Below are 19,535 nucleotides of genomic sequence, written 5' to 3'. Positions count from 1 at the left end.
CCGGCCGTAGGCCGGAGTTTTTTGCAGGAAATTACAGAAGATTGTCGAAGTTATTATGATTAATAATAATTCGTTATGAAAGGAGCGGAGCAAGATGGGGTTCAAGAGAAGAAGATGGCAGCTGGTGGCCTTGTTTTTGAGTGTATTGATATTTTGGACCCAGGTTGCCTGGGGGGCTTATGGCAGCACTCTTTATCCTTTATATGAAATCTATCACCCCAATGACCCGACTTTAGCTCCGGGTAATGCCGAAAATTACAACGGTTATCTCTATTACACCGGTTTCAATCAGACAGTCAAAGTCGCTGTTGATTTAAACGATTGGCTGATGAACAACGATTTAGGTGGAGCAACTATCAGTGAAGTATATGCTGACTTAAGCAGTATCGGTATGGACAGCCATTATTTGTTAATTGATAACGGATATAATAATTTTACCTTGCAATTCCCTCTGCCTGATTTGAATGCAGAAGCCCAAACCTTCAGTTTGCCCCTCATGGTCCAGATCAATGGGGAGAGTAGTCCACGCCTGGCTGGAGAGTATAATCTGCTGTTAAATTACAATTTTCCAGGCGGTTGGCAGCTGTCGCCTGACCCGCGGATACAGACCGATATGGGCCTGGGCTCCATGACTTCCTTTCAGGTAAACAGGCCCGGAGTCGGTTCAATCAAATGGTGGCCGGCAACGACATTATCCCTGGTGGATCCTGTGCTGATCAATAGCTGGCAGGATTGGCAGAGGGTTTGGCTGGAGCCAAAAATCATCGGTTATGGCCCTGATTATTTGCTTACAATGCCTAACCGCCTGGAAATCGTCATGGAAGATGTCTATTTTGCTGCAGGGACAGGAGACCCGGACATTGTTAAACTTACTCCTGATGGTTCCGGTGGTTGGTTAAAAAGCGGACCACTGGATGCTACCGCTTTTGTGGTAGCACCGGGCTGGGATGCTCAGGACAATCAGGTTAACTTTACCGTCGACCAGCCGGGCATTTATGCCTTTCCGCCCAGTTTGCGTGTGGATCTGCCGGTAGAGGATACGGTCTATTTGACAGACCCGGCTCAGGCTCAGGTGACGATCCAGGGCCAGGTTCAGGACCTGAAAGCTACCATCCAAATCTACCTGGATGCTGAACCAGTGCCGCGAGCTACACCCGGATTAAACAACGATGGCACCTTCACAGCAACTTTAAACCTGGCAGGTCTGAATGATGGTACTCATACCTTGAAAATAAAGGCCCTCTCTACCAATCCCATACTGAATGAGGAAATCAGCAAAACAGTGATTACCGACTTACAACCACCCGCTGTCACCGGAGTAGCTGATGGCCAGACTTATACCGCGCCGGTGACCCCGGTTTTTACTGAAGGAAGCGCCCGGCTCAATGGGCAACCATTTCTTTCCGGGACGACCATAACTGAGAATGGGCAATACCAGCTGGTGGTAACAGACAGTGCGGGGCATGTCACTACCATCACCTTCACTATTGCCATCCCTGCTTCCGGGCCTGCAGCGGGCGATAGTTCCGGCTCTGGCTCAAGCTCTGGGGGTGGGTCCAGCTCGGGTTCTGCCTTGCCTGCCGGATTTAATGTTCCTGCTGAACTGCGGGCGGGAATTACCATCAGCCCGACTGCAGTCACTGGCAAAGAACCCGGGATCAATGCTGGCATTTGGGATATCACTTATAATGGTTCATTAAGCCAACCGGCCGCCATCACCTTCCCCCTGCAAACACAGCTCCAGGATGGGCAAGGGGCTGGTGTCTGGTATTACAGCCCTCTGGCTAATCGTTGGCTTCCTATCGGCGGCCAGTTGGGAGCTGATCGGCAAACCATTACTGCTAATCTGAACCATTTCAGCCGTTATGGTGTGTTCCTGCGCCCCAACAGCTTCCCGGACCTCCCGGCTCAGCACTGGGCGGCAGCCACCATCTCCGGCTGGGCAGGTCAGGGACGGATTCAGGGCTACCAGGGTAAGTTTGAACCGGAACGCACCATGACCAGAGCCGAACTGGCCTCCTTGCTGGTACGGTTGCTGGCCGTAGAAGACGATGGCCGGTCCTTGCCTTTGCCTGCCGATGTCCCTGCCAGTCACTGGGCAGCCCGGGATATTGCCCTGGTGGTGAATAAAGGCTGGCTGCTGGGCTATAATAACCGCTTCCGTCCCCAGGAGGCGGTAACCAGAGAGGAACTGGCCGTGGTTCTGGCCAGGCTGGCTGACCTGGGAGCAAGTGCCGATCTAAGCTCCTTCAGTGATAACAGGCAAATCTCTCCCTGGGCCCGCGCGGCGGTAGGACAGGCAGTTAAACAGGGATTAATGAACGGGCGCAGTCACAGCTCTCTGGCTGCTCGGGCAGTTGCAACCAGAGCAGAAGCTGTAAGTTTGCTGTATCGCTGGAACAAAAAATTTGGTATCAATGAATAATTCCCCCTTGCTCAGAACAAATGTTTGCGATATAATTAACATGAAGCTATTGGGAAGGGGGGAGGATGGTGGACAAGCTGGACAGACTGGAAGAAATGATGCGCCAGGTCATTGTCATGCTTGCCGGAATGGATGCCAGAATCGAAAAACTGGAAAAAGAAGTTGCTGAACTAAGACAGGAAGTCAATCTGCTGAAGGCACAGATGGCAGAATTTGTTGCTCTTAAACCGCAAATCGAGGAACTGATTGCCTTAAAACCACAAATCGAAGACTTTATCAAACTTAAACCAGAAATTGAGGAATTTATCAAACTTAAACCAGAAATCAAGGAACTGATTGCCTTAAAACCGCAAATCGAAGACTTTATCAAACTTAAACCAGAGATTGAGGAATTTATCAAACTTAAGCCAGAAATCAAGGAACTTATTGCCTTAAAACCGGAGATTCAGGAATTCATCAAGCTTAAGCCAGAGATTCAGGAATTCATCAAGCTTAAGCCAGAGATTCAGGAATTCATCAAACTAAAACCAGAAATTCAAGAATTTATCAAACTAAAGCCAGATATCCAGGAATTCATCAAGCTCAAGCCTCAAATTAAAGAACTGGTCGCCTTGCAGCCGGATATCCAGGGACTGGTAGCATTAAAACCAGATTTAGAGGCTCTGGTTAACATGAAACACAAAATCGAAGAAAGCCATACCTGGCTTGGTACCATTTACGAAGGACACCGGTTTCAACGGGCGGAAATGGACCGCGTGAACATCAAGCTCGCCAGAGTAGAAGGTGCTCTCACCGGAATGGCCAGTAGTCTGGAACCTTATCACAAAACAGCCCCCTGACCCCAGGGGGTTTTTTTCTCCCTATTGACCGACAGGTCGGAGTAGTATATACTGGAAACTAGAGACCGACCGGTCGGTCGGAAGGGATAAATGCAGGGAGGGGATAAGAGCATGTTCAGAACTGGTTTAGCGTTCTTGCTAGGACTCACACTGCTGGTAGGAGCAGCAGGATGTGGAAGTAAAGCCAAAGAAACAGCCACTGCCAGTGAGGCTGTACCGGTTGAGGTGGTAACCGCAACCGAAGGGCCCATTTCCCAGACCATTACTATTGCCGGTAAGGTGGTGCCCAAACAGGAGATAGCCCTGGTGCCCAAAGTGGGCGGCAAAGTCAGCCGGGTAGCGGTGGATATTGGCCAGAGGGTAAAAGCTGGCCAGGTGGTAGTAGAGCTGGATGCCAGTGACCTCAAAGCCCAGATTGCCGCCACTGAAGCGGCAGTGCGTCTGCAACAGTCTTTGCAAAAGCAGGCCGAAGTCAACTACCAGGACGCCCTGAACAACTATAACCGGATCAAATATCTCTATGATCAGGGGGGAGCTTCCCAGCAGCAGCTGGATGCAGCCAGGGCCAACCTGGATCGGGCCCAGGCGGCCTACAGCCCTGCCGGGGGTGGCAGTTCTGCTGCCCAGATCCAGCAGGCCCAGGCGCAGCTGCAGGCCCAGCGGGTACAGCTGGCCAACTTCACCCTGACTTCACCCATTAATGGGGTGGTAACAGCCCGCAATATCGATCCGGGGGAAATGGCATCACCGGGAGTGCCGGTCCTGACCATCGTGGATGACAGTACCATGCTGGTAGAAGTAGGCCTGATGGAAAACCAGATCAATTACGCCCGGCCAGGACAGACAGTGGAGGTAAAAATCACAGCCACTGGCCGTACCTATCAGGGGGTCATCCAGTCCATTAGTCCGGCTGCTGACCCGCGCAGCAAATCCTATTTAACCCGGATTGAGATCAATAACGCCGATGAGACGGTCAAAGGCGGCATGGTAGCGGAAGTGACATTGGCAGCCCAGGAGAAGGATAAGGCCTTGCTCATACCCAAAGCAGCCATAGTGGAAAAGCTGGGGGCCAGATATGTTTATGTTGTGACCGGTAACAAGGTGGACGAAGTCAAGATAGAAACCGGTTTGAGTGATGCCGAGAAGGTGGAGGTGCTTTCTGGAATCAAGGCTGGCCAAAAGGTGGTTATCGCTGGCCAGAACCTGCTGGCTGATGGTACTGAGGTACAGATCAAGGCAGGAGGCCAGAAACAATGAGGATCTCCGACCTTTCCATCCGGCGCCCGGTTTTAACTGCCGTAGTATTCATTTTTATCATCATAATGGGCCTGGTTTCGGTTACCCGTTTGGGGCTGGACCTTTATCCTGATCTGAATTTCCCGGTTGCTGCGGTTGTGGTTAATTACGAAGGGGTGGGACCCCAGGAGATTGAGAACCTGATTACACGCCCGGTGGAACAGGCTATGGGTACAGTCAACAATATCGATCATATTACCTCGGAAAGCCAGCCGGGCTCATCCCTGGTGCTGGTCTGGTTCAAGTGGGGCACTGATATGAGTGAAGCCGCCATCCAGATGCGGGAAAAATTGGACCGGATCAAGCCTGTGCTGCCCAGGGACGCCGATACCCCCATGGTGCTGAAAATGGACCCAACCCAGATCCCCATTTTGCAGCTGGGGGTGACTGGAGGTAAAGACCTGGCGGATTTGCAACAAATCGTGGAGGATAAAATCCAGCCCCGACTGGAACGACTGGAGGGGGTAGCCTCGGTAGTTACCACCGGGGGTTATACCAGGGAGATTCTGGTGCAGCTGGATAGCAACAAGTTACAGCAGTATGGGCTCAACAGTACCCAGATTGCCGGCATTCTGCGTCAGGAAAACCTGAGTCTGGCCAGCGGGGAGCTGACTGATGGCGGCAAAATCCTGTTTGTCCGTACTCTGGGAGAATTCAGGAGTATTGATCAGCTAGCCAATCTGCCGATTCCTCTGCCCCAGGGTGGCTCGATTGCCTTGAAGGATCTGGCTCTGGTCAAGGATAGTAATAAAAAAGTGCGTCAGTATACCCGTATCAACGGGAAGCCCAGTATTGGGATTCATATTCTGAAACAGACCGGGACCAATATTGTGCAGGTAGCCGACCGGGTCAATGCGGAACTGAAGCAGTTACAAAAAGAATTAAAAGCGGACGGGGTCCAGATCAGCATAGCGGTGGATAACTCCAAATTTATCCGGGATTCCATCAATCAGATCAAACAGCATTCCCTGGAGGGCGCTGTTCTCTCCATCATCGTGCTGTTGCTGTTTTTACGCAACTGGCGCAGTACCATCATTGTTGGCCTGGCCATTCCCATTTCAGTGGTTTCCACCTTTGTCTTGCTCTATTTGAAAGGCATCACCCTTAATATGATGTCGCTCGGGGGACTGGCCCTGGGGATAGGGCGGATGGTGGATGATTCCATCGTGGTGCTGGAAAATATCTATCGTCACCGGGAGCGGGGCTTGAGTCTCATTGAAGCAGCCCGCCAGGGCACAGCCGAAGTGAGCAATGCTGTTATCGCTGCTACTCTGACGGCAATTGCCGTATTTCTGCCCATGATTTTTGTGGAAGGCATTGCTGCTGAACTGTTCCGGCAAATGGCTTTAACCGTTTCTTTCTCCCTGCTTTGCTCCTTGCTGGTATCTCTGATGCTGGTACCTATGCTGTCCTCCAGATTTTTGCGTCTGGAGCAGGAGAAAAATCGGCATGTGGTCTGGTGGGACCGGATGCTCAACTGGTTTAGCGCGGGTCTCAGCACACTGGATGATCGTTATCGGGATTTACTGGCCTGGAGTCTGGGCCACCGCAAAACAGTGGTCCTGCTGGTAATCGGGTTGCTGGTAGCCAGTGGGGCACTGGTGCCGGTAATCGGCATGGAGTTTATGCCCAAAACCGATACAGGAGAGATAGCTGTAGACATTAAGCTGGCCAAAGGAACGATACTGGAAAAAACCGCAGCTGTAGCCGAGTATTGTGAGCAAAAAGCCCTGGAGCTGCCGGAAACGAAAGTGATTTTTACTTCAGTGGGACCTTCCGGTCGGGGAGGGATGGTCAATCTCAGCGGGCAATCGGAAAATGCCCAGATTCGCATCAAGGTAGGCGCTCGTTCTGAACGGCAGCGCAGTACTGACGAAATAGTGGAAGACTTGCGCCGCCGCATCGGGGTAGTGCCTGGCGCTAAAATTTCCGTCAAAATGTCAGATGCCAGCCAGGGAGGACCTGCCGGGGCGCCCATTCAGATCAATATCAAGGGGCAGGACCTGGAGGAGCTGGCTCGCCTTGCGGATGAAGTAGTGAAAAGGGTGAAACAGGTGCCTGGAACCCGGGAAGTGGAAAGCAACCTGGAAGCCAGTCGGCCGGAACTGCAGATTTATCTCAAGCGGGAAGTGGCGGCTCAGTATGGTCTGACGGCTACTCAGGTAGCCAGTGCAGTACACCAGGCTCTGGCCGGGGAAACTGCCACCCGGTTCCGTACTGGCAAAGATGAAATAGATGTGCGATTGGCTCTGGAAGACAGCTATGCCGAAAGTCTGGGGCGCCTGGCAGCGTTGCCTTTATCCCTGCCTGGGGGCGGGGTGGTGGCATTGGGTCAGGTGGCAGACCTTTCGGTTACCATGGGCCCGACCTCCATCAAGCGGGAGGAAAATGCCCGGGTAGTGACGGTTTCGGCAGAAAATGTGGGCCGGGACCTGGGCAGCGTCACCAAAGACATTCAAAAGGCTCTGGCCGACCTGCCCTTGCCCCCTGATTATACCCTGGAATATGGCGGGCAGAACAAGGAAATGATGCAATCCTTTGTCAGCCTGGCGCAGGCGCTGGTATTGGCGATAATTATGGTCTATCTGGTCATGGCAGCTCAGTTTGAATCCTTCCTCTATCCTTTTATCATTATGTTCTCCTTGCCTACTACCTTTATCGGGGTGGTAGCAGGGTTGGCCTTGACTGGCAGAGCCTTTAGTGTCAATGCCTTTATCGGAGTGATCATGCTGGTGGGGATTGTGGTTTCCAATGCCATCGTGCTGGTGGATTACATCAATATCCTGCGGGAACGGGGCAAAGACCGCTGGACGGCCATTCTGGAAGCCGGGCATACCAGGTTGCGCCCGATTCTGATGACTACCCTCACTACTGTGCTGGGGATGATTCCTCTGGCTCTGGGAATTGGCGAAGGAGCAGAGGCGGAAGCTCCGCTGGCTACGGTAGTAGTAGGGGGATTGACCACCTCCACAATTCTGACGCTGGTGTTTGTGCCGGTGGTCTATACCCTGTTTGATGATGTGCGTAACTGGCGCTTTAAAAAATCAAAGATAGGGGGGAATTACCATGAAAGCAAGAATTAAAACCGCAGCCCTTTTCCTGGTTATTTTGCTCACCACTTTAACTTTATCTGATGGGGTAGGAGCACAAACTGCTAATCCTAAAGTGGTGAAGCTCTCCCTGGATCAGGCTATTGATCAGGCTTTAAAACACAGTTCGGATTTGAAACTGGCGCAAATAGCAATAGATAAGGCACAGATTGCTGTGGACAAAGCGGAAAACGGCAAAGAGCAGATGGAAGATGCTAAAGACAAATTGAGCTCGATCGGACAGTGGAATGACAGTTTTGATAACGACCTGGTCATGTATTATTATCCCCGTCAGGCCCGGTATGCGCTAACTATGGCGGAGAAGGCCAAAGCCCTGAAGGAAAAAAAGGTACGCCTGGAAACCCAGCAGCTTTATTATGAGGCTTTAAAAGCCCAGATGATGCGGGATGTCAAGAAACGCAGCCTGGATAAAGCTCAGGAAATGGTGCGGCTGGCTTATGCCAACCAGAAAGCCGGGGTTTTCTCCAAACTGGATGTCCAGAATGCCGAAACCCTGGCCGCATCCGCCAAAGCGGAATATATAGCCTATGAAAATAAGTTACAGATCGCACGCATGAAATTGAATAAGCAGCTGGGACTGGACCTGGACACTCCCCTGCAATTGACCACTGTGCTCAATTATGTTCCCAGCAATGACCTGGATGTGGAAAAAACCATCAAAGATACGGTGGCTGAATCCCTGGATATTTACAGTGCCAATGAAGCAGCCAGTCTGGCAGCATTGAAGGCTCAGCTGGCAGATAAATATTATACTTCCAATGTTTTTACCAACCGGGAAGCTCAGACGGCCAAAGCAGAGGCAGAAGCGAAAAAAGAAAAAACGGAAGTAGAAGTGCGGCTGGCAGTAAAACAGGCCTATTATACCCTCAAATCTGCCGAGGAGAGGATTAATGTCTTAAAAGCCAGTATAAGTAGGGCCCGGGAGGGACTGCGCATTACCACCCTGCGCTATCAGAAGGGGATGGCAACCAATGCTGAGCTGCTGGATGCCCGGGTTAGCCTGGAACAGGTGGAAGCCCAGTACGCAGAAGCCATTTTCGACTACAATCTGGCACGGGCCCAGTTCACTTCCCGGCTGTTTGTGTTAGCTGGCTCTGAAGCCCAGACTACAGCTTCCACCGGAACCGGGGGGGCAGGATTTTAATGGAAACCAGCGGCAAGCGGGAACAAATTCTGGCGGCGGCGATGGAAGTCTTCAGCCGCCGCGGCTTCCATGAAGCCAAAATGGAGGAGATAGCGGCCGCAGCAGGAGTAGGCAAAGGTACAGTTTATGAATATTTTAGCAGTAAGGCTGAGCTGTTTCAGGAAATGTTTCGGCAAAACATATGTAAGCACCTCTCCCGTCTGGAAGACGCTATAGCGGCAGAAACAACGACAACGGGCAAAATTCAGCGTCTGCTGGAATTGCATTTTCAGTTTGCCTGGGAAGCTCAGGACTTAACCAGGTTAAGTCTGGATTTTGGCCATCTGAATTTTAACCAGGAGTTCAGGCAATGGATTCTCAGACATCAGAGACAAAAGATAGAATTGATTACCCGGCTGGTGAGGGAAGGCCAGGAGAAGGGAGAAATCAAAACAGAACTAAATCCCCATGCGGTAGCGCTGGTTATCCTGGGTACTTTCCATTCGCTGTTCGGGGCAATTATGGCTGGCACAGCCGAAGACAGACTGGTTAATGATATTTTTTCCGTAATTATTCAGGGTTTAGCAGGAAAAACCAACAATTAGTCGAACAATATTATAAATATGCATAACCATTTTAAAGAAGATATAGATACCCTGGTGGCAAGGGGAGGACTGAAAAGGTTGAAAAGGATAGAGAAAAAAGTCAGGGGCCGGGCATATCTTTGCCTGGCAGTCTGGCTATTAGGGCTTTTTTTACCTGTTTCTGCTCAGGCTGCGGTTTTTCGGGATATTAGTTATAGCTGGGCGAAAGGGCAAATTCAGCATCTGGCAGCCCTCAATCTGGTCGAAGGTTACCGCGGTTATTTTGAACCAGACAGATTTTTGACCAGAGCAGAGCTGGCCAAAATTCTGATTGAAATAAATGGCCGTGGGAAGGAAGTTCAGAGCCTGCAGAACGTCTGGGGAGTATTTCGTGATCTGAGTCCGAAACACTGGGCCAATGGCTATATTCTCCTGGCCCAGGAACAGGGCTGGGTTAAGGGTTATCCTGATGGTACCTTTCGCCCTGACCAGCCTGTCACTCGACTGGAGCTGGCCTATATCCTCTCCCGTTTGCAGCCTTCTGACCAGGACGTGCCCTGGTGGAATCTCAGTTTCCGTGACCTGGGGAAAATACCGGAGGAGGCCCTGGGGGTTGTAGCTAACGGAGTGAGCAAGGGATGGCTCCAGGGTTATCCTGATGGCACATTTCGCCCCCACAACAAGTTAACGAGAGCTGAAGCTGCGTCGGTTGTCTACCGTTTTCTGGCTGACACAGGCGGACTTTATGATCTGGTAGGTACTGTAACAGCTTATTACCCAGGGGAAAGTGTTACCTTGAAAGCGGGTAATAAAGAAGTAACTTTGCGCCTAGCGCATGAAGCATTACTGCCCGGTGGTGCCCTGTATAGCGGCTGGTATGGGGGACTAGTGCTGGACCAGCAAGGGCGGGTTCTGCTGGCTGGCCCGTTGCAGGGGGTAAGCGCTGAAGTAGCAGTTCAGAGGAATAATAGTTCCAGTAGCGCCTTAACCCGTGACAATGACCAGTATCGCCTCTTCAATGGACAGCAGGAACCCAGCCAGGCTGCGCCGGACCCGGCGGTCAGCCTCAATATTACCAGGCGGGAAATGGGTGTAGATGAGCTGCTCAACCTGACAGGCGGGGCGACTGGATTGGGCGAAACCATTGCCATTATCGATACCGGTGTGGATGCGGCCCATCCTGATTTGCAGGCTAATATCCAGGGCTGGCCCAAAATAGTGGATTGGCGGGATGTAACTGAGGATGGGCTGGTTAATTTAAAAGAATTGCCTGCTGATCAAGGCAATGTAATCCTGGATGGACAGACACTGGGTGTAAATTCCGCCTGGAGCAAAAGCGGGCTCTGGCGGGGAGGCTGGTGGCAGGAAAACGGAATTGACCTGGATTTTAACGGTACCGGTGATGACCGCTGGCCGGTACTGGTTGCAGATAGCAATAAAAAGGGAATTTATGATACTGTCTGGATTGATACCAATCATAATGGGGATTTTCGGGATGAAACTCCTTTAAAGGTTTTTGCCTCTAACCGCTCAGTACTTAAACTGGGCCAGGGGGAAAAGAAACGGGGGGTTGTCCTGGCTGAGCTGGCCAGTGATGGCTCCAGTTTGCGGCTGGGATTTGACGGCTCCGGCCATGGGACCCATGTCGCCGGGATTGCTGCAGCCAGTGGTCAGGTTAACGGTGTGGCTCCGGGAGCTCGCTTGCTGGTGATTAAAGCCGTGGATTCCCGCGGTCGTTCTGATACCAGTAAGCTGGCTCAGGCCATTAATCTGGCTGCTCGGCTGGGTGCCAAGATTGTAAACCTGTCCATCGGAATCCAGAGTGAAAATGGCCGGAGTTCCATTAACCGCCTTTTGAAAAACCTGTCCGATCAGTATGGTATTATTTTTGTAGTAGCTGCCGGCAATAATGGGCCGGGTTTATCCACTATCACCATGCCGGCAGACACAGCCGGAGTGATCAGCGTAGGGGCCTATATTTCCCCGGCTATGTGGTTACAGGATTACGGTTACAAGGTTAATAGCGATACCCTCTGGTTTTTCAGTTCCCGCGGACCCCGCAAGGATGGCCTGGCTTTGCCGACAGTAGTGGCTCCTGGCAGTGCGGTTTCTACTATACCGGGTGGTGGTTATGAACTATCTGAAGGAACCAGCATGGCTGCTCCCCATGTGGCAGGAGCTATTGCAGTTTTACGTCAGGGAGCCAAAGCTAAAGGATTGCCCGCAACACCTGAACTGATACGACGGGCACTGATCAGGGGGGCTGTGCCCATCAATGGTTATTCAGAAGTAGAGCAGGGAGCGGGCAAGGTCAATCTGGTCAAATCCTGGCTGGTCTTGAAACAGCTGCAGACACCGCCGCCAATGCTGGTGAGCATTAATGGTTATGATTTTGAATCACTAGCAGGACTTTATGGCAGGGAATTTCGGCCTCTTGTGCTTGACTTAAAAATAACCAATATAGACAGTCAAAACTGGCAAATGCGCTTTGAATCAAATATTTCCGGAACAATCATGAGCCAGAACTATCTTTTGCTACCGTCGCTGACAAGCCGAACACTACCCTTGCACTTTAACCTGCCAGCTGAACCGGGGCTATATACCTATCATTTGCAGGGTTATGCCGGGCCTAACCCTGAACCGGCGGTGGATTTGCTAACCACATATATTTCTCCGGAAAAATGGCAGACAGATGGCACGATCAAACGATGGCAAAAAGAGGATAATGCTCAGGCTGGGCAGAGTAAAAGATATTTTCTGAGGGTAGAGGAAGGCAGCAGCAAACTGCGGATCAGACTGCAAGTAGAAGGTGGACAGGGAAGAACCAGGCTGCACCTGTTTGACCCCCAGGGACGGGAAGTGGATCCTGACCTGACGGCTTTTGCCGGAGTTAATCCCGATGGCCAGAACCGCCTGGAAGTCAGCAAAGAGGTGCTGAATCCTCAGGCCGGTACCTGGGAGGTAGTAGCCTATACTTCCGCTACGCTGGCCAACTACCAGTTGACCGAATCCCGGTATAGCCTGCAGGCTGAACTGGAGAGCGGAACCGCTACATCAAAACCAGAAGGGGAATTGCTGGTTACTGTCTTCCGGGCCGAACAGGGGACGATGGTGGCGGTGCGCTGGCCTGATGGAAGACCCTATAATGGCATGATCTTGATTGACAGTGACCTTTTACAGGTAACCAGTGGCCGCGTCTATCTCTGGCCCAAACAAACATTAAACCCCGGCTATTGAGAGCCGGGGTTTTCCCTTAACTGCCATAACATCCCTAACAGGAACCAGAAATACGTATTCATCATCGGTACTTCAAAAATATTCTCCACTCCATTGTGGGCCAGTACTCCCGTCAATCCTGCTACCAGGCCAGCAGCCAGCAGGCGATCACCGGGGGCGCGGATGCGCCGGTAGGAACCGATGGCATACCGCCAGGCATTGAAGTAAACAAACAGCAATAGTGCCAAACCGATCAGGCCTGTTTCCGCCAGAGTCTTGATATAGTAGTTATCGACATAAAAAGTACCCGGGATATCATTTTGAGCCGCCACGGCACCGCCAAACCGGCCCAGACCCAGGCCGATAGCTGGCCGTTTCTCCACCTTTTCCAGGGCTGTGGTCCAGCGGATCAGGCGCCCGCCTTTCTGGCTGCTTTCGATATACTGGGGGCTGAGCATATAACTAATGCGGGCGCCAACCGATGGGGCCAGGACTGGTACCAGCAGAGAGAGGGCCAGGATGGCCACCAGCAGCCGGCGATTGTAGCAGAAGCCGAAGACCAGCATGGCCAGCAGGAAAGCCAGCCAGGCGCCGCGGGAATAGGTATAGACCAGACATAAGAGCTGGGCAGCCAGGATGCCCCAGTACAGTATGTACTCCGACCAGCGCCGGGCAGAAAGGGCAAAGGCCAGGTTAATGGGAATAAACAGCATCAGATAAGAGCCAAGTACGTTGGGACTGCCGATAATGGAAAAAGCCCGAAATGATATAGAGCGTTCTGCCTGGTCTACCCACTTGGCCGGGATGGAAACCCCGGCGGCCTTTTGATAGAGACCATAAGCTGCCACCAGGAATGCCCCCAGCAGGGCCACAAACAGCCAGGTCCGGATTTGGATCCTGTCCCGCAGGAAATTGACGGCCACAAAAAACCAGAGGGAATATTCCACTACAGCTCTGAGGCCATCCAGGCCGATTCTGGTATCGGGGGAGCGCAGGAAAAAGAGGAGCAACATGCCCCACCAGAACAGAATGATATATTTGGCAACTGGTGTGGCCTTAAGCTGCCGCCAGCCCTGGGTGGCTAACAGATAGACAAAGCCCAGACCTACAATAAGGACAAACAGCAATTCATCCCAGAGACCGGCCAGAAGGCCGATGGTTCGCAGGATATAATCGATGATAGGATAGAGGGCTACTAAAAGCAAAAGCAGGCCAGTAAGATTCAGCCGCACCAGGTACTGATAGGTACCAGAAGATTGCAGGAAGTTTTCCAGCTTTTGGGCCAGTACTTCAAGGAAGGTCAGGAGCTGACGGTAAACCAGGTACAGACGGCTTTGCGGCCAGGCTGGCCAGGAATCCACCGGTTCAGTTACCCAGCGATAAAAGCGGCTATTGATGAAGATGCGATAGAACCAGCTGTTGGCGAGCATTTGTTGCCACATACCTTCTTCCTCACTTCCATATTTCTGTTCTCCATTATACTGATGTTGTAAAAGGCAGTCAAATCAGCTACAATAGACAGAGGTGAGACTGACAGATTTTGCGGGAGTTGGTCAAATTGACGAAAATTCGCGTCCTGCACATTATCGGGGGCGGGGAAATCGGGGGAGCGGAAAATCACGTTCTTTCCCTTCTGGCCGCTCTGGATCAAGAAAAATTTGCTCCTACCCTTTGCTGTTTGGCTCCCCGCCCCCTGTACCAGCGGGCCCGGGAGCTGGGAATAGAGGCCTATGCCCTGGATATGCGCCATAAACTGGATATTCATGTGATAAAAAGTATTTATCAGCTGATTAAGGAAAAGGATATCCAGATATTACATACCCATGGGGTACGGGCTAACCTGGTAGGGAGGCTGGCTGGACTCCGGGCAGGGGTGCCGGTGTCTGTAACCACTGTTCACAGTGTGCTGGAATATGATTATCCTGGTTTGCTGGATCGTCTGGTCAACAGCTGGACCGAAAAATCCACCTGGCGCCTGGTAGACAGGTTTATTGCCGTGTCCCAGCTGCTGGCCAGGGATTTGCAGCGCAAAGGCGTGAACGCTGAAAAGATTAGCCTGATTTATAATGGTATCCCGATACCTGCGGAGCCGACTTCCCCGCTGGACAAAGGGCTGCTACGGCAAGAACTGGGGTTGGAGCCACAGCGGCCGTTATTAGGGGTGATCGGAAGATTACATCCCGTCAAGGGCCAGGCGGTGATGTTACAGGCAGCGGCTCGCCTGGTTGCTCAGGGACGGGATTTTACCCTGCTGCTGGTGGGAGAAGGGCAACAGCGTCAGGAATTGCAAAATCTGACATCAGAACTGGGCCTGACGGGATGCGTGCATTTTCTCGGCTTCCGGTCCGATGCAGCGGAAAAAATTATGCCGGCACTGGACATGCTAATCATACCTAGTTTATCAGAAGGATGTCCGCTGGTCGCTCTGGAAGCGATGATCCGTAAGGTGCCGGTAATTGCTTCCCAGGTGGGCGGTTTGCCGGAACTGGTAGAACATGGTATCAGTGGACTGCTGGTTCCCCCCGGTGATCCGGTGGAGCTGGCGGAAAGAATTGTCTGGCTCTGGGAGCGGCCTCAGCTGGGACGGGAATTGACGGAGGCGGCCTATCTGCGGGCCAGGGAGAAGTTCAGTTTAGACAGAATGGTAGCAGATACGCAAAAAGTATATTTTGAGCTGCTGGCTCGTTTCAGGAAAGGGGAAAAAGACCGATGAACAAGGAAACGGCCCGGGCAGTGGTTTGCCTCTCTTCCATTGACTGGGACCCGATTTGGACCCGTAAACAACAGGTGATGTCCCGGTTGCCCCAGAACTACCGGGTACTTTATGTAGAACCTCCCATTACCCTGTTGTCAGCCTTTAAGGATAAAACCCTCTGGTTCAAATGGACGTTGTGGCTGAAAGGCAATCGTCCCTGGCGGGAGAATATCTGGCTTTATTCTCCGCCACCGGTATTGCCTTTTGGTAATAAATATCGCTGGATCAATAAAATTAACCAGTGGTGGCAGAGCCTCTTTATCCGGCGGCAGATCAGGAAACTGGGCCTCAAGCAGCCCTGGTTATGGATGTACCTGCCAGGCAGTGTGGATATAGTTGACCGCCTGGAACACAGCAAACTGATTTACGATTGTGTGGATGAACATTCCGAATATACCGGGCTGATTGATAAACAGGTGGTACGATCCATGGAAGCCGAACTCTGCCGCCGCTGTGATGTGGTATTTGTTACTGCCCTTGGCCTGTATGAAGATAAAAAAGGCTGGAATCCGCGTACATATTTCATTCCCAATGCAGCCAATCTGGAGCTGTTTGGCAAGGCCCAGGACCAGGCTACCCGGGTGCCGCCGGACCTGGAGCAAATTCCGCCTCCCCGGCTGGGATTTGTAGGGGTAATTCAGGACTGGGTGGACCTGGATTTGCTGGCGGAAGTAGCCCGTCTGCGTCCGAATTGGTCTGTGGTGCTGGTTGGACCGGTAGGGGCTGGGATTGATGTCAGTGCCCTGCAAGCTCTACCCAATGTTTACTTGCTGGGGCGGCGGGAGCAAAAGGAGTTACCTGCTTATCTGAAGGGGTTTGATGTTTGTCTCAATACCTTCAAAATCAATGACTTGACCCGCAACGTCAGTCCCCTCAAGTTTTATGAGTACCTGGCTTCAGGCAAGCCTATTGTTTCAGTGGATATGCCCCAGGTACGAAATTTTGCCGATGTTGTCAAAATCGCTTCAACCCCGGCAGAGACGGTAGCCGCAGTAGAGGAGATTTTAGGCAGCGACAATGAGGAGCAGAAGGCCAGGCGGCTGGCCAGGGCCCGGGAAAACTCCTGGGAGAGCCGGGTTAAACAAATGCTGGAGATTATTTTAAGGAGGCAGTAAACATGACAGAACCGGTAAAAGTAACAGTCTTTGGTCTGGGCTTTGTAGGGCTGCCCCTGGCCCTCAGTTTTGCCATGCGGGGCTGCAAAGTCTATGGTGTGGATGTCAATGAGGAGCTGGTAGCTGAGCTAAAGGCAGGCATAACCCATCACCTGGAGGCTTATCATAGCACTCCTATTCAGAAAATCCTCAAGGATCAGCTGGCAGCTGGTCGCTTCATTCCCACAACTGATGCCAGTGAGGCCCTGACTAACAGTGACAATTTCATTGTTACTGTAGGCATTCCCGTTAAAGAGGGGCGGGCGGATTACAGTCATATAGAAGCAGTAAGCAAAACCATCGCCCGAGGCCTGAAACCCAATGATCTGGTCTTGATTCGCAGTACTGTGGTACCTGGAACTACCCGCAATGTCATCAAGCCCATTCTGGAAGAGCTTTCCGGCCTGAAAGCCGATGAGGATTTCTATCTGGCCTATTCCTCGGAACGGATTGCTGAAGGTAGAGCCTTTGAAGAGTTTGAAAACATGCCGACCCTGGTTTCCGGGGTGGACAGAGCCAGCCGGGACCGGGCCGCCAAGTTGCTCTCCATTGTAACCAAAGCTGATCTTATCCCCTGTTCCAGCATGGAAGTGGTGGAAACTGCCAAGGTAATGGAGAATGTTTCCCGGGATGTTAATATCGCGATGGTCAATGAGTTCGCCCGGTTTACCAAGGCCCTGGGGATTGATATTTTTGAAGTAATCAAGGCTGCCAATACCCATACCCGGGTCAATCTGCTTCTGCCAGGTCCGGGCGTAGGGGGGTACTGTATCCCCAATGCTTTCCACTATCTGGCGCCCAAGGCAGAGGAACTGGGGGTAAATCTGAGTCTGACCCGCATTGCCCGGGAAATCAATGAGCAGGTACCGGAACGGGTGGTAACCATGATTAAACGCAATATGACTCCGGAGTTGCCACCGGTAGTGGCGGTGTTCGGTCTGGCCATGAAGGATTATTCCAATGATGATCGCATCAGTCCGGCCATCCGCATTGTGGAACTGCTACAAAGGGAAGGAATTACTGTACAAGCCTTCGATCCTGCAGTACCAACCCGCTATGAATTTAAGAAAGAAAGTATGGCGGAAGCGCTGGAAGGAGCTCAGGGCATTGTGGTTCTGGCCAGGCAGGAAGGCATCGATTTCCACAACTATGACCTTTTCCGCAGCAAGTTGATCGGGGAACGGCCCTTTATCGTGGATACCCGCAATGTTTACCGCCGGGAAATGGTGGAAGCAGCTGGACTGGTTCTGGAAACCATCTAAACCCATAAATAACGCCCGGGAGCATTTGCTCCCGGGCCTTGAAACTGAGACCTAACGGGTATTGATGGTGAGGACGGAACCTTTCAGCTCATAGCGCAGACTCTTGAGCCAGAAATCCTTGCCTACCCGGATTTCCTGTCCGGCAAATTTCATGGCCGTCGGCCCGATGGATACTTTCCCTTCCAGGGTAACATAGGCATCCTTGCGGTAGGGATTGGTAGTCAGCAAGGTTGAACCATCAGCCCTGGTGGTAACGGTGAGCGCCGGTTTGATTTCCACTTTTTTTACCACCGCATCGGTCACAGCTGTATCAGTAACCAGCTGATCCCCGGTTTTAATGGATTGGGCTTCTTCCGGGCGCACAGCCGGTACGATCACGGTGACTTCGGCATTCTGAGCCTTCAAAGCCTTTGGGGCCAGGAAAAATTTATAGCCGGCACCGGCGATGACCGTTACCAGTCCAATGATCACCAGCAAGTCAATGATATTGATTTTGCCGAATAACCGGCCCTTTTCATCGATGATAGACATGGGTTCACTCCTTTCTTAAATAAGTATGCAAGCAACAAATATTTTTTATTCTCCATTCCTTTACATTTTCCTGCTTGGGAGAAGAGATAAATGAGGAGTTACAAAATTGTCCTATCCGGGTATTATGGTTTTAATAATTTAGGGGACGAAGCTTTATTGGGTGCCATAAGCCAGGGATTAAATGACCGCTGGCCACAACTGGAACTGGTAGTACTGTCTCACCGACCGGAAACGACAGCGGGCCAGCATCAGGTGCGGGCTGTTAATCGCTGGTCTTTGCCTGCGGTTATAAAGGAGCTAAAAAACGCAGACCTGCTGATCAGCGGTGGTGGCAGTCTCTTTCAGGATGTCACTGGCAACAAAAGCCTCTATTATTACCTGGCTATTGTTGAGCTGGCCCACTGGCTCGGGGTGCCGACTTTGATTTATGGCCAGGGGTTCGGTCCCGTTTTGCGTCCCTACAATCGACGATTTGTGGCAGCTGTTCTCAACCGGGTCGACTATATTACCGTGCGGGATAGCGAGTCAGCCCAGGATTTGCGCCAGCTCGGTATAAAGCGGCCTCCTCTGGAAGTGGTGGTGGATCCGGTTCTTGGCCATCAACCCACTGAGACAGAGCGGGCCGCCGGATTACAGCTGTTGACCAGCCTGGGCTGGCAGTCAGGGCAGCCCACCCTGGGTCTGAGCTTACGTCCCTGGCTGGGACTGGAGCACGACTGGCCGGCTCTGGTCACTCTGACCCGCTACTGGCTGGGCCAGGGAGGGCAGATAGTGCTATTGCCCATGCAATATCCGGGGGACTGGCAGGTTCTGGAGCGGTTGCGTCAGGAACTGGCGGGGTCAGGGCCTGTCTGGCTGCCACCATCCTACAGTCTTGACCAGGCAATTGGAATCTATGCCTGGCTGGACCTGGTCTGCGGGATGCGCTTGCATGCCCTGATTTTTGGTGCCCTCTGGCATAAGCCTCTGCTGGGAATCAGTTATGATCCCAAAGTGGAACGGTTTATCGCTGATGTAGGACAGGTGATGCTGGGAAGCAGCGGACATTTGCAGGCAGAGCCCCTGATAGAAAATCTGCAGATGGTCTGGCAGAAACGAGACACTTTTGGTACCGCCTTAAAGGAGAGACTTCCCTTACTCAGTAACCTGGCTCGACGTCCGGCGCAGCTGGCTTTTCAGATTTTGTCGAATGGTGAATTTAGCTAATTGACGGTGTTGAACCGGTTAGTCTATAATAAAT

At 52.0% G+C, this 19,535-nt stretch carries 13 protein-coding genes; 11 read left to right on the top strand and 2 right to left on the bottom strand.

The window, feature by feature from the left end; translation table 11 throughout:
* Nucleotides 1-94: 94 nt before the first annotated feature.
* The 7 genes from B5D20_RS05310 to B5D20_RS05280 all read left to right on the top strand — a co-directional run bounded on the left by B5D20_RS05310 (nucleotide 95) and on the right by B5D20_RS05280 (nucleotide 12,614).
* Nucleotides 95-2,425 (top strand): S-layer homology domain-containing protein, encoded by a 2,331-nt coding sequence (locus B5D20_RS05310; RefSeq protein ID WP_078665192.1) that lies wholly within the window; start codon nucleotides 95-97, stop codon nucleotides 2,423-2,425.
* 68 nt (nucleotides 2,426-2,493) lie between these two features.
* Nucleotides 2,494-3,264 (top strand): hypothetical protein, encoded by a 771-nt coding sequence (locus tag B5D20_RS05305; RefSeq protein WP_143311820.1) that lies wholly within the window; start codon nucleotides 2,494-2,496, stop codon nucleotides 3,262-3,264.
* A gap of 111 nt (nucleotides 3,265-3,375) precedes the next feature.
* On the top strand, nucleotides 3,376-4,521 hold the full coding sequence (locus B5D20_RS05300; protein ID WP_159071788.1) for an efflux RND transporter periplasmic adaptor subunit: 1,146 nt from the start codon (nucleotides 3,376-3,378) through the stop codon (nucleotides 4,519-4,521).
* A complete protein-coding gene (locus B5D20_RS05295) occupies nucleotides 4,518-7,643 on the top strand; it encodes an efflux RND transporter permease subunit (RefSeq protein WP_078665189.1) in 3,126 nt (1,041 codons plus the stop codon). Before B5D20_RS05300 ends, B5D20_RS05295 begins: the two co-directional genes overlap by 4 nt.
* On the top strand, nucleotides 7,627-8,814 hold the full coding sequence (locus tag B5D20_RS05290) for a TolC family protein (RefSeq protein WP_078665188.1): 1,188 nt from the start codon (nucleotides 7,627-7,629) through the stop codon (nucleotides 8,812-8,814). The genes B5D20_RS05295 and B5D20_RS05290 overlap by 17 nt, the downstream gene beginning before the upstream one ends.
* Nucleotides 8,814-9,398, top strand: coding sequence for a TetR/AcrR family transcriptional regulator (locus B5D20_RS05285; protein ID WP_078665187.1), 585 nt, complete (start codon nucleotides 8,814-8,816; stop codon nucleotides 9,396-9,398). The genes B5D20_RS05290 and B5D20_RS05285 overlap by 1 nt, the downstream gene beginning before the upstream one ends.
* A 78-nt stretch (nucleotides 9,399-9,476) precedes the next feature.
* A complete protein-coding gene (locus tag B5D20_RS05280) occupies nucleotides 9,477-12,614 on the top strand; it encodes a S8 family serine peptidase (protein ID WP_159071789.1) in 3,138 nt (1,045 codons plus the stop codon).
* Here the strand turns inward: B5D20_RS05280 and B5D20_RS05275 are convergent.
* Nucleotides 12,608-14,035, bottom strand: coding sequence for an O-antigen ligase family protein (locus B5D20_RS05275; RefSeq protein WP_078665185.1), 1,428 nt, complete (start codon nucleotides 14,033-14,035; stop codon nucleotides 12,608-12,610). The genes B5D20_RS05280 and B5D20_RS05275 overlap by 7 nt on opposite strands.
* 116 nt (nucleotides 14,036-14,151) lie before the next feature.
* On the opposite strand from B5D20_RS05275, the gene B5D20_RS05270 reads away from it, so the two are divergent.
* The 3 genes from B5D20_RS05270 to B5D20_RS05260 are packed head-to-tail and all read left to right on the top strand — an operon-like array spanning nucleotide 14,152 to nucleotide 17,764.
* Nucleotides 14,152-15,306, top strand: coding sequence for a glycosyltransferase family 4 protein (locus tag B5D20_RS05270; RefSeq protein ID WP_143311805.1), 1,155 nt, complete (start codon nucleotides 14,152-14,154; stop codon nucleotides 15,304-15,306).
* A complete protein-coding gene (locus B5D20_RS05265) occupies nucleotides 15,303-16,463 on the top strand; it encodes a glycosyltransferase (RefSeq protein WP_078665183.1) in 1,161 nt (386 codons plus the stop codon). Before B5D20_RS05270 ends, B5D20_RS05265 begins: the two co-directional genes overlap by 4 nt.
* Nucleotides 16,464-16,465: 2 nt before the next feature.
* Nucleotides 16,466-17,764 carry a nucleotide sugar dehydrogenase gene (locus B5D20_RS05260; protein ID WP_078665182.1) on the top strand — a complete coding sequence of 433 codons (1,299 nt, stop codon included), beginning with the start codon at nucleotides 16,466-16,468 and terminating at the stop codon, nucleotides 17,762-17,764.
* Nucleotides 17,765-17,815: 51 nt separating this feature from the next.
* Here the strand turns inward: B5D20_RS05260 and B5D20_RS05255 are convergent, their stop codons facing one another.
* The gene (locus tag B5D20_RS05255; protein WP_078665181.1) at nucleotides 17,816-18,295 is read right to left on the bottom strand and encodes a DUF4330 domain-containing protein; all 480 of its coding nucleotides are present in this window, start codon (nucleotides 18,293-18,295) and stop codon (nucleotides 17,816-17,818) included.
* A gap of 90 nt (nucleotides 18,296-18,385) precedes the next feature.
* On the opposite strand from B5D20_RS05255, the gene csaB reads away from it, so the two are divergent.
* On the top strand, nucleotides 18,386-19,501 hold the full coding sequence (csaB, locus tag B5D20_RS05250; RefSeq protein ID WP_078665180.1) for a polysaccharide pyruvyl transferase CsaB: 1,116 nt from the start codon (nucleotides 18,386-18,388) through the stop codon (nucleotides 19,499-19,501).
* The last annotated feature ends 34 nt before the right edge of the window (nucleotides 19,502-19,535 follow it).

Source organism: Carboxydocella sporoproducens DSM 16521 (assembly GCF_900167165.1).
Taxonomy (GTDB): Bacteria; Bacillota.
The sequence above is the reverse complement of the archived record's forward strand: the minus strand, read 5'-3'. Positions and strand labels throughout refer to the sequence as shown.

Bases quoted from the DNA above. Each gene is read 5' to 3' on its own strand.
- csaB (WP_078665180.1), top strand. From the start codon at position 18,386: ATGAGGAGTTACAAAATTGTCCTATCCGGGTATTATGGTTTTAATAAT.
- B5D20_RS05265 (WP_078665183.1), top strand. From the start codon at position 15,303: ATGAACAAGGAAACGGCCCGGGCAGTGGTTTGCCTCTCTTCCATTGAC.
- B5D20_RS05290 (WP_078665188.1), top strand. From the start codon at position 7,627: ATGAAAGCAAGAATTAAAACCGCAGCCCTTTTCCTGGTTATTTTGCTC.
- B5D20_RS05255 (WP_078665181.1), bottom strand. From the start codon at position 18,295: ATGTCTATCATCGATGAAAAGGGCCGGTTATTCGGCAAAATCAATATC.
- B5D20_RS05260 (WP_078665182.1), top strand. From the start codon at position 16,466: ATGACAGAACCGGTAAAAGTAACAGTCTTTGGTCTGGGCTTTGTAGGG.
- B5D20_RS05285 (WP_078665187.1), top strand. From the start codon at position 8,814: ATGGAAACCAGCGGCAAGCGGGAACAAATTCTGGCGGCGGCGATGGAA.
- B5D20_RS05310 (WP_078665192.1), top strand. From the start codon at position 95: ATGGGGTTCAAGAGAAGAAGATGGCAGCTGGTGGCCTTGTTTTTGAGT.
- B5D20_RS05275 (WP_078665185.1), bottom strand. From the start codon at position 14,035: ATGTGGCAACAAATGCTCGCCAACAGCTGGTTCTATCGCATCTTCATC.
- B5D20_RS05295 (WP_078665189.1), top strand. From the start codon at position 4,518: ATGAGGATCTCCGACCTTTCCATCCGGCGCCCGGTTTTAACTGCCGTA.
- B5D20_RS05300 (WP_159071788.1), top strand. From the start codon at position 3,376: ATGTTCAGAACTGGTTTAGCGTTCTTGCTAGGACTCACACTGCTGGTA.